The 12,840-nt window shown below is 51.9% G+C and carries 18 protein-coding genes; 6 read left to right on the top strand and 12 right to left on the bottom strand.

The window, feature by feature from the left end:
• The first annotated feature begins 291 nt into the window (after positions 1-291).
• Positions 292-846, top strand: coding sequence for a gamma carbonic anhydrase family protein (locus tag AQ981_RS24215; protein WP_058914324.1), 555 nt, complete (start codon positions 292-294; stop codon positions 844-846).
• Here AQ981_RS24215 and AQ981_RS24210 read toward each other — a convergent pair.
• From AQ981_RS24210 to dprA, 6 genes are read right to left on the bottom strand one after another with little or no spacing between them, the layout of a single operon-like run.
• Positions 822-1,079, bottom strand: coding sequence for a DUF1488 family protein (locus tag AQ981_RS24210; protein WP_058914323.1), 258 nt, complete (start codon positions 1,077-1,079; stop codon positions 822-824). The two genes, AQ981_RS24215 and AQ981_RS24210, sit on opposite strands and share 25 nt — an antisense overlap.
• Positions 1,076-1,894, bottom strand: a complete 819-nt coding sequence (aroE, locus tag AQ981_RS24205; RefSeq protein WP_058914322.1) for a shikimate dehydrogenase — start codon at positions 1,892-1,894, stop codon at positions 1,076-1,078. Before aroE ends, AQ981_RS24210 begins: the two co-directional genes overlap by 4 nt.
• An 8-nt stretch (positions 1,895-1,902) precedes the next feature.
• Entirely contained in the window at positions 1,903-2,475 is a 573-nt protein-coding gene (tsaC, locus tag AQ981_RS24200) for an L-threonylcarbamoyladenylate synthase type 1 TsaC (RefSeq protein ID WP_058914321.1), read from the bottom strand.
• Complete coding sequence (locus AQ981_RS24195; protein WP_058914320.1) at positions 2,468-3,022, bottom strand: DNA topoisomerase family protein; 555 nt, start codon at positions 3,020-3,022, stop codon at positions 2,468-2,470. Before AQ981_RS24195 ends, tsaC begins: the two co-directional genes overlap by 8 nt.
• Before the next feature lie 25 nt (positions 3,023-3,047).
• Positions 3,048-3,521 (bottom strand): DUF494 family protein Smg, encoded by a 474-nt coding sequence (gene smg / locus AQ981_RS24190; RefSeq protein WP_058914319.1) that lies wholly within the window; start codon positions 3,519-3,521, stop codon positions 3,048-3,050.
• Positions 3,493-4,617: a DNA-protecting protein DprA gene (gene dprA / locus AQ981_RS24185; RefSeq protein WP_058914325.1), complete on the bottom strand. Its 1,125-nt coding sequence runs from the start codon at positions 4,615-4,617 to the stop codon at positions 3,493-3,495. The genes smg and dprA overlap by 29 nt, the downstream gene beginning before the upstream one ends.
• Before the next feature lie 130 nt (positions 4,618-4,747).
• On the opposite strand from dprA, the gene def reads away from it, so the two are divergent.
• The 5 genes from def to mscL all read left to right on the top strand — a co-directional run bounded on the left by def (position 4,748) and on the right by mscL (position 9,578).
• Positions 4,748-5,260 carry a peptide deformylase gene (gene def / locus AQ981_RS24180; protein ID WP_058914318.1) on the top strand — a complete coding sequence of 171 codons (513 nt, stop codon included), beginning with the start codon at positions 4,748-4,750 and terminating at the stop codon, positions 5,258-5,260.
• Between the two features lie 23 nt (positions 5,261-5,283).
• Complete coding sequence (gene fmt / locus AQ981_RS24175) at positions 5,284-6,231, top strand: methionyl-tRNA formyltransferase (protein ID WP_058914317.1); 948 nt, start codon at positions 5,284-5,286, stop codon at positions 6,229-6,231.
• Positions 6,232-6,309: 78 nt separating this feature from the next.
• Entirely contained in the window at positions 6,310-7,599 is a 1,290-nt protein-coding gene (rsmB, locus tag AQ981_RS24170) for a 16S rRNA (cytosine(967)-C(5))-methyltransferase RsmB (RefSeq protein WP_058914316.1), read from the top strand.
• Between the two features lie 43 nt (positions 7,600-7,642).
• Entirely contained in the window at positions 7,643-9,019 is a 1,377-nt protein-coding gene (trkA, locus tag AQ981_RS24165; RefSeq protein ID WP_058914315.1) for a Trk system potassium transporter TrkA, read from the top strand.
• A 145-nt stretch (positions 9,020-9,164) separates the two neighbouring features.
• Complete coding sequence (gene mscL, locus AQ981_RS24160) at positions 9,165-9,578, top strand: large-conductance mechanosensitive channel protein MscL (protein ID WP_058914314.1); 414 nt, start codon at positions 9,165-9,167, stop codon at positions 9,576-9,578.
• Here the strand turns inward: mscL and AQ981_RS26495 are convergent.
• The 6 genes from AQ981_RS26495 to rpsD form a co-directional block, all read right to left on the bottom strand.
• The gene (locus AQ981_RS26495; RefSeq protein ID WP_071609007.1) at positions 9,550-9,777 is read right to left on the bottom strand and encodes an alternative ribosome-rescue factor A; all 228 of its coding nucleotides are present in this window, start codon (positions 9,775-9,777) and stop codon (positions 9,550-9,552) included. The genes mscL and AQ981_RS26495 overlap by 29 nt on opposite strands.
• A 61-nt stretch (positions 9,778-9,838) precedes the next feature.
• Positions 9,839-10,255 (bottom strand): Zn(2+)-responsive transcriptional regulator, encoded by a 417-nt coding sequence (gene zntR / locus AQ981_RS24155; protein ID WP_058914313.1) that lies wholly within the window; start codon positions 10,253-10,255, stop codon positions 9,839-9,841.
• A 3-nt stretch (positions 10,256-10,258) separates the two neighbouring features.
• A complete protein-coding gene (locus AQ981_RS24150; protein ID WP_058914312.1) occupies positions 10,259-10,627 on the bottom strand; it encodes a DnaJ family domain-containing protein in 369 nt (122 codons plus the stop codon).
• A gap of 122 nt (positions 10,628-10,749) precedes the next feature.
• A complete protein-coding gene (gene rplQ, locus AQ981_RS24145) occupies positions 10,750-11,139 on the bottom strand; it encodes a 50S ribosomal protein L17 (protein ID WP_058914311.1) in 390 nt (129 codons plus the stop codon).
• Between the two features lie 40 nt (positions 11,140-11,179).
• Positions 11,180-12,169: a DNA-directed RNA polymerase subunit alpha gene (locus AQ981_RS24140; protein WP_058914310.1), complete on the bottom strand. Its 990-nt coding sequence runs from the start codon at positions 12,167-12,169 to the stop codon at positions 11,180-11,182.
• A gap of 25 nt (positions 12,170-12,194) precedes the next feature.
• Positions 12,195-12,815: a 30S ribosomal protein S4 gene (gene rpsD / locus AQ981_RS24135; RefSeq protein ID WP_058914309.1), complete on the bottom strand. Its 621-nt coding sequence runs from the start codon at positions 12,813-12,815 to the stop codon at positions 12,195-12,197.
• Between the last annotated feature and the right edge of the window lie 25 nt (positions 12,816-12,840).

Below are 12,840 nucleotides of genomic sequence, written 5' to 3'. Positions count from 1 at the left end.
CGAGGTGGCGTATAATACGCGTTCCTCTTGCAGAGTCAACCCTGATATTCAGGATTTTCTCTTCATCTCCACTGGCTTACCCTGTGATATTGTTCACAAGTGCCGTGTCAACGGAGGCGCATTATAGGGATCCCATTTTTTTGCACAAGCGTTTTTTCGATCTTTTTTTCCGTTTGCTTAGTTTTCAGTCTTTTCCATCGATCGTCGATGATCCGGATATGTAATTACTCTTGCAGCTATCGTTAAAAGCGATCACAGTCTCTGCACAGATACCGTAGTTAAAGGTGATATATGTCAGAGGTTATTCGTCCTTATAAAACGCTTTATCCGTCGATCGGCCAGCACGTTATGATTGATCCCTCCAGCGTCGTCATCGGCGATGTGCGCCTGGCGGATGATGTCAGCGTCTGGCCTCTTGTGGCGATTCGTGGTGATGTTAATTACGTTTCGGTTGGCGCCAGAACCAATATCCAGGACGGCAGCGTACTCCACGTAACCCATAAATCCGCCAGTAACCCGAAAGGCAATCCACTCGTCATCGGTGAAGACGTCACCGTCGGGCATAAAGTGATGCTCCATGGCTGCACCATTGGCAATCGAGTTCTGGTCGGAATGGGATCCATCCTGCTTGATGGCGTAGTTGTAGAAGATGATGTAATGATTGGCGCAGGAAGTCTGGTACCGCAGCATAAACACCTGGAAAGCGGTTATCTTTATCTGGGTAGTCCGGTAAAACAAATCCGCCCGCTGAGCGAGACTGAGCGGGAAGGGTTAAAATATTCCGCCAACAACTATGTAAACTGGAAAAATGATTATCTGTTTCAGGGCAACCAGACCCAGCCCTGATCGTCTTCACGCTGTGCTTCAATCAGTGACTGTGCTTCTTCTTCCAGATCCCAGCGGAATGCCTGAAAACGTTCAAGCCATTCCGCTGGCGATGAACCGCCAAAACGCACAGCCATAGATGTCCCGCGAATCGCACAGGTCAGTTGTATGCCGTTAACCAGCACAGGAAAACAGATGGCTCCTCGCCCCTCGTCCCATTCTTCCCGGTCGGGGAATTGAATTGCCTGGTTCACTGGCCCAGTTCCTGTTTTAATCGCTCAATAACCGACTCTGTTCTCGGCAATACACCGTGCCACAACAGAAACGCGTGCGCTGCCTGTCCCACCAGCATCCCCAGACCATCAGCGCAGTGCTGAGCTCCCCGTTCACGACACCAGCGAATAAACGAGGTATCCCCTTTCTGATAGAACATGTCATAACAGCGCGTCTGGTGATGAATGACCGATGCCGGCAGAGCCGGAATATCTCCGCCAATGCCGCTGGAAGTCGCATTGATAACCAGATCGAACTCGTGCCCGCTCAACGCATCGAGGGGGATTGCCGCCACGCTACCGGCATGACGAAACAGCCCTGCCAGCGTTTCCGCCCGGGCGAACGTTCGGTTTGTTAACGTCACCGGGCAGTCGAAAGAGAGCAGGGGTAATAGCCCCCCCCGGGCGGCCCCCCCGGCGCCCACCATTAGTACGCGATCGCCCGGCCTGACAAGCGTCAGACGTTCCAGATCGCTCAACAAACCAATACCATCCGTATTGTCTCCCAGCAAACGCCCGTCTTCCAGGCGTTTAAGGGTATTTACCGCACCAGCCAGCGCCGCGCGCTCGGTCAGTTCATCGGCACGCTCAAAAGCCAGCTCTTTAAACGGTACAGTGACATTCGCTCCCTTACCACCTGCCGCAAAAAAAGCATCAAGGGTCTTCACAAATCCATCAAGGGGCGCCAGAACGCGACCATAGCGATGTTCAATCCCCGTCTGTTCGGCAAATAGCTGATGGATAAACGGTGACTTACTTTGCTGGATGGGATTGCCAAATACTGCATATTCTTCCATAAGCCACACTACCCCTGTCGAAAAAGCTCACCCGTCAACGCATCGCGAATTTCGGATGGATTCCGGCGTCCGCCAGTCTCTCCATCCAGCACAGGAAAATCCTTACCAAATTGCGCCATCACCTCACTGGTGGTTCGGCACGGAGGCAAGCCACTAAGATTGGCACTGGTGGAAACAATCGGTTTACCAAACGCGCGGCAAAGGGCAATCACCAGAGGATGATCTGTTACCCGCACGGCGAGAGAATCAAATCTCCCGGTCAACCAGTGTGGTGTTTCAGTACGTGCCGGAAAGACAAAAGTGACCGGCCCGGGCCAGCGGGAAAATACGTCAGCCCGCTGGACATTGGTTAATACACTGTCATTGATATAAGGACGTAATTGTTCAAAGTCGGCAGCAATCAGGATCAGCCCCTTATCAATCGGCCGCTGTTTAAGTTCCAGCAGCTTCATCACCGCGGCTTCGCTATCTGGATCGCATCCGACCCCAAAAACGGCTTCTGTTGGATAAGCGATGACATTTTGTTGTTTGAGGACCCGGACCATGTCGGCGATCGGGCCTGCAGGCAGGTTATTATTCACTGAATTGTTCCGCCGTAACCGGCTTTCCACATTGTTTACTGGCACAAAAACGTTTAACGCCCCGTGCCGTTTTTTTCTCAATCAGTAGCGGGTAGTGACAAATCGGACACTCACCCATTACCGGCTTAAAATTGATGGCGAACTGACAGTCCGGATAGCGATCGCAGGAGTGAAAAGTTTTGCCATACCGGGAACGCCGCTGCACCAGATGACCGCTGTGGCACTGCGGGCAGGGAATTGATGTATCGTCAGGTTTATCGATCAGTTCAACATGTTTGCACTGCGGATAATCACTGCATCCGATGAACATGCCAAAGCGCCCCTGGCGCAATACCAGGGGGGACTGGCACAGTGGACACTGCTGCCCCTCCAGAACTTTAACGACATGACCATCAGCCTGAGTGCTCAGGGAACGGATATAATCGCACTCCGGGTAACGGGAGCACCCCCAAAAGGGGCCATGTTTACCACTACGAATCACCAGCTCTGCGCCGCAATGCGGGCAAAGCTGTTGATGATGTACGGCAAAAAGCGCTTCTTTAGCCATCACAACTCTGTGCTGTCAGCACCTGCTAGTGCAGTGTGCCTTCATTAACGTCGAAGAGTAATTCTTCCATTTGTTGGTAAGCATTTTCACAGCCAGGAACGTTAAACAGTACCATCAACACAACCCATTTAAGGTCTTCGAGGTCAAATTCATCGGTCTCCAGCGCCATCACTCGCTCGATAACCATTTCCCTGGTTTCAAGGTTCAGAACCTGAATCTGTTCAAGAAACAGTAAAAACCCCCTGCAGTCGGCGTCCAGTCGTTGACTCTCTTCCGCCGTATATATACGCACCGAAAGCGGGTCTGCGGCCAGCTGTACTGGCTCCACCAAACCTTCCTGGTAATCTGCCAGTTTCTCAAGCCACATCAGCGCGCGATAGATATCATCGCGGTCAAAACCGACGTCGGTCAAATCCCGGGTCAATTTATCCTGATCTACGCGCATTTCAGCTTCGTTATGAATGTAGGTCTCAAACAGATAAATGAGTACGTCGAACATGGCTTGCCCTCCTCAATCGGACATAGCCGCCGGGTACAGCTGCGATCCATCCTGCTAACTCCAGTTCAAGTAGCTGGGCTACAGTCACTGGCACAGGTTGGCCGGCACGTTCAGCGACGACGTCAACAGGTGTAACCTCATCTCCTACGTTAGCTAACAGCTCGGGAAATGGCAATGGAGGTTGTTGCTGATTCTCTGAATATTCCGCGGATTCAGAAGGCTCAGGCAACCAGTTCAGAGAGTTTTGCCACATATTCAGAATATCCTCTGCTTCAGTCACCGGTATCGCCCCCTGTTTTAATAACCAGTGGGTCCCTTCACACCCGGGATTGCCAATCGGACCAGGAATAGCAAAAACATCTCTTCCCTGTTCCAGCGCATACCTCGCTGTTACCAGCGATCCGCTGCGCAGAGCAGCCTCAACGACCAACACGCCTTTACTCAAGCCACTAATAATTCGATTACGCCGCGGAAAATTACGCGGATGCGGAGGTTCGTGAAACGAGAATTCTGAGACAATCGCCCCGCCAGCCTCCAGCAGCGCAGCACCCAAATCCTGATGACTACGAGGATAGATGTCAGGAAACCCATTTCCCAGAACGGCTACGGTCTTCCCCCCGGCAGCCAGAGCGGCCCGGTGCGCAATGCCATCAATACCAAGCGCCAGTCCACTGGTTATCACCACTCCCATCGCGGCCAGCGACTGACACAGTATCCTACCCCAGCGTTCGCCATACCAACTGTAAAGACGGCTACCGACGACCGCCAGTTGCGGCCTGGTCAGCAGCGCGATATCGCCAGCCACAAATAACCCACCGGGAAACCAGTCGATCGCTCGTAACTGAAGCGGGTAGTGTTTGCTCTCCGCCGTGATGAAGTGATGATCCGCCGCATCGAGCCAGCGCAGCACCTTTTCAATATACTGCGGCGTGACGCGTTTAAACTGCGCGCACTGACGGGGCGAAAGACCGGATTGGGGGAGCAAACAGGCAGGATTTTCAGGCATATGCCGCAGGACTGCAGCCGCCTGAAGCATTTTTTCCCCACTCAGGCCATAAACCGCCATTAAGCGCAGCCATATTTCCATCATTTGCATGGTGTTTCTCCCTGCCATAAACAGCATCAACAATCCCTGCGATTAGTCACAGATGCTGTCAATCAGACGGGGAAATGTCTAGAATAGTAGAAATAAACCTTTTATTACCTGAATACAGCTCTGGATTACTATGTCAGTATTGCAAGTTTTACATTTTCCGGACGAGCGTCTTCGCAAAGTCGCCGACCCGGTAAAAGAAGTTAATGCCGAAATTCAGCGTATCGTCGATGATATGTTTGAAACGATGTACGAAGAAGAAGGTATTGGCCTGGCGGCAACGCAGGTGGATATTCACCAGCGTATTATCGTCATTGATGTCTCAGAAACCCGCGACCAGCGGCTGGTTCTTATCAATCCGGAAATGCTGGAAAAAAGCGGCGAGACCGGTATTGAAGAAGGCTGTTTGTCGATTCCGGAACAGCGAGCGCTGGTACCCCGGGCGGAAAGAGTCAAAATTCGCGCCCTTGATCGGGATGGTAATACCTTCGAACTGGAAACTGATGGTCTGTTGGCTATCTGTATTCAGCACGAGATGGATCACCTGGTAGGTAAGCTGTTCGTTGACTATCTCTCGCCATTGAAACGTCAGCGCATTCGTCAGAAAGTGGAAAAGCTGGATCGTCAGAACGCCAAAACTGCATAACCAGCGATAAAAAAGGGATTAACGTGTCCAAGCCATTACGTATTATTTTTGCTGGTACTCCCGATTTTGCAGCGCGCCACCTCGGCGCGCTGCTCGCCTCTCAGCATCAGGTTGTTGGTGTTTTTACTCAGCCGGACAGGCCCGCTGGCCGTGGTAAAAAGCTGATGCCGAGCCCGGTAAAAGTCCTCGCTCAGGAACACAATTTGCCGCTATTCCAACCAGCGACACTGAGGGCGATAGAAAACCAACAACTGGTGAGCGACCTGAATGCCGATGTGATGATCGTCGTCGCCTGGGGAATCCTTCTGCCACGGGCGGTACTTGAGATGCCCAGGCTGGGCTGTATTAACGTGCACGGTTCACTCCTTCCGCGCTGGCGCGGAGCAGCGCCAATTCAGCGCTCACTGTGGGCCGGCGATACGCAAACTGGCGTAACCATCATGCAGATGGATGTGGGCCTCGACACCGGCGATATGTTGTATAAGCTCGCCTGCCCTATCACGGACCAGGACACCAGCGCCACGTTGTATGAAAAACTGGCGGAACTGGGCCCTCAGGGTCTGCTGACTACCCTGTCTCAACTGTCCGAAGGGAGCGCCATACCTGAAGTGCAGGATGAAGGGCAAGTCACTTACGCGGAGAAACTCAGCAAAGAGGAAGCCCGCCTGGATTGGACGCTTTCTGCGGCGCAGTTGGAACGCTGTATTCGGGCTTTTAACCCGTGGCCGATGAGTTTCTTTATGATTGACGACCAGCCGGTAAAAGTCTGGAAAGCTTCGGTCATCAATACGCAAAGCGATAAAACGCCGGGAACCATCCTTGATGCCGGTAGACAGGGTATTCAGGTGGCGACCGCACAGGGTGTGCTGAATCTTGAAGAGCTCCAACCCGCCGGTAAAAAAGCGATGAAGGCGCATGAGTTGCTTAACTCGCGCCGGGAGTGGTTTGTTCCCGGGAATAAGATTGCCTGATAGTTTCAGCAATCGCCAGTGCCCGGCCTTCCGGGCATTTTTATTTTCAGATACAGGTAACACAACCAGGCCGTGGCAATGAAAAAATCTCTCAACCTTCGCAGTCTGGCGGCACAAGCCATTGAGCAGGTCGTTGAAAAAGGTCAGTCTCTGAGCAATGTCCTACCCCCGCTGCAGCAAAAAGTCTCTGACAAAGATAAGGCATTGCTACAGGAGCTATGTTTTGGCGTGACGCGAACCCTCCCTCTGCTGGAATGGCTGGTTGGCAAACTGATGTCACGTCCAATGACCGGCAAACAGAGAACGATTCACTATCTAATCATGGTGGGTTTTTACCAGTTAATCTACACCCGCATCCCTGCCCATGCCGCACTGGCGGAAACAGTGGAAGGCGCGATTGCAATTAAACGCCCGCAGTTCAAAGGGTTAATCAACGGTGTGCTGCGCCAGTTTCAACGTCAACAGGATGCATTGCTGGCAGAATCAGCCCAGCAGGAGTGTCGCTGGCTTCACCCATCTTGGCTCCTGAAGCGTCTGAAGGCGGCTTATCCACAGCAGTGGCAGTCCATTATTGAAGCCAATAACCTGCATCCTCCTATGTGGTTGCGGGTAAATCGTCAGCATCACAGCCGGGATAACTGGCTCGCGTTGCTCCTGGAGAATGGTATCCACGGATTTACACACCCCGACTATCCGGATGCGGTGCGCCTGGAAACCCCGGTTGCGGTCCAGATGCTACCCGGATTCGATCAGGGTTGGGTAACCGTTCAGGACGCTTCAGCACAAAAGTGCGTTAGCTTGCTGGCGCCGCAAAACGGGGAAAATATCCTCGATCTGTGTGCTGCGCCCGGAGGAAAAACCACCCATATCCTTGAAGCGGCGCCTGAAGCAAAAATCATGGCGGTCGATGTCGATGCGCTGCGCCTGAAGCGGGTTTACGATAACCTCAACCGGCTTAACATGCAGGCGGAGGTAAAACAGGGGGACGGACGCTTCCCCGCACAATGGTGCGGCACACAGCAATTCGATCGCATTTTGCTTGATGCCCCTTGTTCAGCGACCGGCGTGATTCGACGCCATCCGGATATCAAATGGCTGCGGCGGGATAGCGATATCGCCGAGCTGGCCCGGCTACAAAGCGAGATTCTTGACGCTATCTGGTCTCACCTGAAACCCGGCGGTACACTGCTTTATGCAACCTGCTCGGTTCTGCCTGAAGAAAATATGCAGCAGATCGCCGCGTTTTTAGGGCGAACCCCGGATGCCACACTGGTAGAAACCGGCACTCCAGACCATCCCGGAACGCAAAATCTGCCAGCCAGTACCGAAGGCGATGGATTCTTTTACGCTAAGCTAATTAAACGCTAATCCGCCCTGCGGATTCTGTTTCACGACGGATGTTGATAAGCCAATGAAAATAATCATTTTAGGCGCGGGTCAGGTGGGCGGCACCCTGGCGGAAAACCTGGTTGGTGAGAATAATGACATTACCGTCGTTGATACCGACGGCGATCGTCTGCACAGCCTGCAGGATAAGTTTGACCTGCGTGTTGTTCAGGGACACGGCTCGCACCCGCGCGTGTTACGCGAAGCCGGAGCGGATGACGCCGATATGCTGGTTGCCGTCACCAGCTCCGATGAGACCAACATGGTCGCCTGCCAGGTGGCTTACACGCTGTTTAATACACCTAATCGTATTGCCCGCATCCGCTCCTCAGACTATGTGCGTGATGCAGAAAAATTGTTTACTGCAGAAGCGGTGCCCATCGATCATCTGATTGCTCCGGAACAGTTGGTTATCGACAATATTTACCGCTTGATTGAGTACCCCGGGGCCCTGCAGGTGGTTAATTTCGCCGAAGGTAAGGTCAGCCTGGCGGTAGTCAATGCCTATTATGGCGGTCCACTGGTTGGCAATGCGCTCTCTACCATGCGTGAGCATATGCCGCATATCGAAACCCGGGTTGCAGCTATTTTCCGTCATGATCGGCCGATTCGCCCTCAGGGTTCAACTATCGTTGAAGCGGGCGATGAAGTCTTTTTTATCGCGGCATCCCAAAATATCCGCGCTGTAATGAGCGAACTCCAGCGTCTGGAAAAGCCTTATAAGCGTATCATGCTGGTTGGTGGCGGGAATATCGGCGCCGGGTTGGCTAAGCGTCTTGAAAAAGATTACAGCGTCAAACTTATTGAGCGCGATCAGAAACGCGCCGCTGAACTGGCGGAAAAACTGCAGGATACTATCGTCTTTTTCGGTGATGCCTCCGACCAGGAGTTGTTGGCGGAAGAGCATATTGAACAGGTCGATCTGTTCATTGCCGTCACTAACGACGATGAAGCGAATATTATGTCCGCTATGCTCGCTAAACGGATGGGCGCGAAAAAAGTCATGGTGCTGATTCAGCGCCGGGCCTACGTCGATCTGGTCCAGGGCAGCGTTATCGATATTGCTATCTCACCCCAGCAGGCTACAGTATCCGCGCTGCTCAGCCACGTGCGAAAAGCTGATATAGTCGGTGTATCATCCCTGCGGCGCGGTGTTGCGGAAGCCATCGAAGCCGTGGCTCACGGTGATGAAAGTACCTCGCGGGTGGTAGGTAGAGTTATTAACGAAATAAAACTGCCCCCTGGAACAATTATCGGCGCCATTGTGCGCGGTAATGATGTCATGATCGCCAATGATAATTTGCGTATTGAACAAGGCGATCACGTAATTATGTTTCTGACAGATAAGAAATTTATTACTGATGTGGAACGCCTGTTTCAGCCAAGCCCCTTCTTTCTTTAACATTCATGCGAGGAATAATATATATTCCTCGCATCATCTCTTCCTTATCCCTTTATTAATTAAGGGATTGCGTTCTCCTTGACCTGTGGCAATTAGCGTATCATTTGTTAAACTTACTAATGTCTATTGGTCCAGGGAGTTTAATATGAGTCTTTTAAAAGAGTTCCGCGAATTCGCGATGCGTGGGAATGTGGTCGATTTGGCCGTGGGTGTGATTATCGGTGCGGCATTCGGCAAAATTGTTTCATCACTAGTCGCTGATATTATTATGCCTCCGCTGGGTTTGCTCATCGGCGGAGTTGATTTTAAACAGTTTTCCTGGGTGCTACGCGCTGCAGAAGGAGATACCCCGGCAGTTGTAATGAATTATGGGATGTTTATTCAAAACATCTTTGATTTCGTCATTGTGGCATTTGCTATCTTTCTCGCCATCAAACTGATGAATAAATTACATCGCAAACAGGAAGAGCCAGTTGTCCCTGCTGCACCGACAAAAGAAGAAGAACTACTGAGCGAAATTCGCGATCTGCTTAAAGAACAAAACAATCGCCCGCAATAGCAAAAAGGCCAGTGGTAAAAAGGCACTTTGCCTGCTTGCCACTGGCCTCCCCATCACGCAGAGCGTGTTTTGCTTTGCGTATGTAACTCCCTTTACCTTTTTTATTCTTCTCTACGCGCTGGTGATACAGTGGATCATGCAATAAGGCTTGCAGGGCATTATCTTTTATTTGCCCCCGCCGATGTTGATATTTGCTCATAAAAACGCCTCAGTTGAAAACACGGCCAGTGTGAACCGCCAAAACACAATATGCAACCGATTTATTTTACGCCGCTGGCGCCCTGCTCCAGCGCTTCCAGAATAGAGCAATAGACACTACTGTGGGCGGTACCGCAGCAGGCATCATTCAGATGCTGTAATGAGCGTTGCATAAACTGAAGCTCGGCGATTTTCTTTTCGACCTCCGCAAGCCTGGCCTGGACAATACCTTTCGATTCCTGACAGGTATGGTGCTCAGGGTCAATGCGAATCGACAGCAGCTCGCGGATCGCTTCCAGCGTAAACCCCAACTGTTTGGCGTAACGAATAAAGCGTAGCCGCTGGAGATCCAAATCGCTGTAAAGCCGAAAGCCGCCTTCAGAACGAACCTCATGATCCATCATCTGCTGCTTTTCATAGTAGCGGATGGTATCAGGGGTAACATCAGCAAGCTTTGCCAGTTCACCAATACGGTACATAGCTCACTCCTCGCGAATCTTGTGCAATAACTTTTCCGCATACTCGCTGCGTAAAAAATCGGTGTTCAGCCCGGCCTGGCGTAGCTTTAATTCCAGCAGAGATAATCGCTTACTCAGTGCCTGGTAGTCCGGGTGAGACTGATGAACACTTTTCAGCAGGTCAACCAGCTCAAGGGCTTCTTTACGCTGCTCCAGCTCCGGAGGCAAACAACCGCCATTTTTAAGTAACCGGTAACCAGCGCGCAGTTCGACAGGAACATGGCTATCATCGTCCAGCGCCAGCGGTTCGCCGGTACCAGGTAGATTATTAAATTCCCCGTTGCGCTGGGCATCCAGAATATGACGCTCCGCCCACTGGTCAAGTAACCACATTTCAGCCTCCGACAGAAAACAAGCCTGATGAGGATATTGTATACGCTAAAAAGAGAGGTTCCAGCTCTGACTCAAAGGCATAAAAAAACCCGCCGAAGCGGGTTTTCTCATGTTGCTACAAATTACTCTGCAGCAGCAGTTTCTGCTTTCGGCTCGGCGCGATCAACCAGCTCGATGTAAGCCATCGGAGCGTTGTCACCAGCGCGGAAGCCACACTTCAGAATGCGAGTGTAACCACCGGCACGAGTCGCGAAACGCGGACCCAGCTCATTAAACAGTTTTGCCACGATCTCGTTATCACGAGTACGGGCGAATGCCAGACGACGATTAGCTACGCTGTCGGTCTTGGCAAGAGTAATCAGCGGCTCAACTACGCGACGCAGCTCTTTCGCTTTCGGCAGGGTCGTCTTGATGATTTCATGACGAACCAGGGAGCCGGCCATGTTGCGGAACATGGCCTGGCGATGGCTGCTGTTGCGGTTCAGTTGACGACCACTCTTACGATGGCGCATGACCTTATCCTTCTCAGTAAAACCTTAACCTGTGATCCGGTTACTCATCTGCAATGCTTGCCGGCGGCCAGTTTTCCAGGCGCATGCCCAGAGACAGACCGCGGGAGGCCAGCACGTCTTTAATCTCAGTAAGAGATTTTTTACCCAGGTTAGGCGTTTTGAGTAGCTCAACCTCGGTACGCTGTACCAGATCACCGATGTAGTGGATAGCTTCTGCCTTGAGGCAGTTAGCAGAGCGGACAGTCAATTCCAGATCGTCAACAGGGCGCAGCAGGATCGGATCGAATTCTGGTTTCTCTTCTTTCACTTCTGGCTGACGTACATCACGTAAGTCAACAAAAGCTTCCAGTTGTTCTGCCAGGATGGTGGCCGCACGACGGATCGCCTCTTCAGGATCGATAGTGCCGTTGGTTTCCATTTCGATGACCAGCTTGTCCAGGTCGGTACGCTGTTCTACACGCGCTGCTTCAACATTGTAGGCAATACGCTCTACAGGGCTATAGCAAGCGTCAACCAGCAGACGACCGATCGGGCGCTCATCTTCTTCCGAATGAATTCGGGCAGAGGCCGGCACATAACCACGACCGCGCTGAACTTTGATACGCATACTAATAGATGCATTATCATCGGTCAGGTGGCAGATCACATGCTGCGGCTTGACGATTTCGACATCACCATCATGGGTGATGTCGGCTGCGGTCACAGGGCCAATGCCAGATTTATTCAGAGTGAGAATAACTTCATCTTTACCCTGAACTCTCACCGCCAGCCCTTTCAGGTTGAGCAGGATTTCAAGGATATCTTCCTGAACGCCTTCTTTGGTGCTGTACTCGTGCAGTACACCATCAATTTCAACCTCGGTCACCGCGCAACCCGGCATCGATGAGAGCAGAATACGGCGCAGTGCGTTACCCAGAGTATGGCCAAAGCCACGCTCTAATGGTTCAAGGGTCACCTTGGCGTGCGTCGAACTCACTTGCTCGATATCGACCAGGCGCGGTTTTAGAAACTCTGTCACAGAACCCTGCATTGTGTCCTCTCTTTGGTACTAAGCTTTACTTGGAGTAAAGCTCGACGATCAGGTGTTCGTTAATGTCCGCAGACAGATCGGAACGCTCAGGCTTACGCTTGTACGTACCTTCCATCTTGCCAGCATCAACTTCCAGCCAGGTTGGCTTTTCACGCTGCTCAGCCAGCTCCAGAGCGGCTTTCACGCGAGACTGCTTTTTCGCTTTCTCACGAACGCTGACCACGTCATTCGCTTTAACCTGATAAGAAGCGATGTTAACAACACGACCGTTTACCATAATCGCTTTGTGGCTAACCAGCTGACGTGCTTCTGCACGAGTGGCGCCAAAGCCCATACGGTATACAACGTTGTCCAGACGACCTTCCAGCAGAGTTAACAGGTTTTCACCCGTGTTGCCTTTCAGACGCGCTGCTTCTTTGTAGTAGTTACGGAACTGACGCTCCAGCACACCGTAGATACGGCGAACTTTCTGCTTTTCACGCAACTGCACACCATAGTCAGACAGACGCGGTTTACGCGCACCGTGCTGGCCAGGAGCTTGTTCAATTTTACACTTGGTATCGATCGCGCGAACGCCAGACTTCAGGAACAGGTCTGTGCCCTCACGACGGCTCAGCTTGAGCTTAGGACCCAAATATCTTGCCATTTTCTTTCTCCAACATTCCTAAAAA

This window comes from Entomohabitans teleogrylli, from assembly GCF_001484765.1.
In the GTDB taxonomy this organism is placed as follows: Bacteria; Pseudomonadota; Gammaproteobacteria; order Enterobacterales; family Enterobacteriaceae; genus Entomohabitans; species Entomohabitans teleogrylli.
The sequence above is the reverse complement of the archived record's forward strand: the minus strand, read 5'-3'. Positions and strand labels throughout refer to the sequence as shown.

Coding starts and splice junctions, on each gene's coding strand:
- AQ981_RS24215 (WP_058914324.1), top strand. CDS start 292: ATGTCAGAGGTTATTCGTCCTTATAAAACGCTTTATCCGTCGATCGGC.
- zntR (WP_058914313.1), bottom strand. CDS start 10,255: ATGTACCGTATTGGTGAACTGGCAAAGCTTGCTGATGTTACCCCTGAT.
- smg (WP_058914319.1), bottom strand. CDS start 3,521: ATGTTCGACGTACTCATTTATCTGTTTGAGACCTACATTCATAACGAA.
- rplQ (WP_058914311.1), bottom strand. CDS start 11,139: ATGCGCCATCGTAAGAGTGGTCGTCAACTGAACCGCAACAGCAGCCAT.
- rpsD (WP_058914309.1), bottom strand. CDS start 12,815: ATGGCAAGATATTTGGGTCCTAAGCTCAAGCTGAGCCGTCGTGAGGGC.
- AQ981_RS24140 (WP_058914310.1), bottom strand. CDS start 12,169: ATGCAGGGTTCTGTGACAGAGTTTCTAAAACCGCGCCTGGTCGATATC.
- rsmB (WP_058914316.1), top strand. CDS start 6,310: ATGAAAAAATCTCTCAACCTTCGCAGTCTGGCGGCACAAGCCATTGAG.
- AQ981_RS26495 (WP_071609007.1), bottom strand. CDS start 9,777: ATGAGCAAATATCAACATCGGCGGGGGCAAATAAAAGATAATGCCCTG.
- mscL (WP_058914314.1), top strand. CDS start 9,165: ATGAGTCTTTTAAAAGAGTTCCGCGAATTCGCGATGCGTGGGAATGTG.
- trkA (WP_058914315.1), top strand. CDS start 7,643: ATGAAAATAATCATTTTAGGCGCGGGTCAGGTGGGCGGCACCCTGGCG.
- dprA (WP_058914325.1), bottom strand. CDS start 4,617: ATGCAAATGATGGAAATATGGCTGCGCTTAATGGCGGTTTATGGCCTG.
- AQ981_RS24195 (WP_058914320.1), bottom strand. CDS start 3,022: ATGGCTAAAGAAGCGCTTTTTGCCGTACATCATCAACAGCTTTGCCCG.
- aroE (WP_058914322.1), bottom strand. CDS start 1,894: ATGGAAGAATATGCAGTATTTGGCAATCCCATCCAGCAAAGTAAGTCA.
- AQ981_RS24150 (WP_058914312.1), bottom strand. CDS start 10,627: ATGTGGTTACTTGACCAGTGGGCGGAGCGTCATATTCTGGATGCCCAG.
- def (WP_058914318.1), top strand. CDS start 4,748: ATGTCAGTATTGCAAGTTTTACATTTTCCGGACGAGCGTCTTCGCAAA.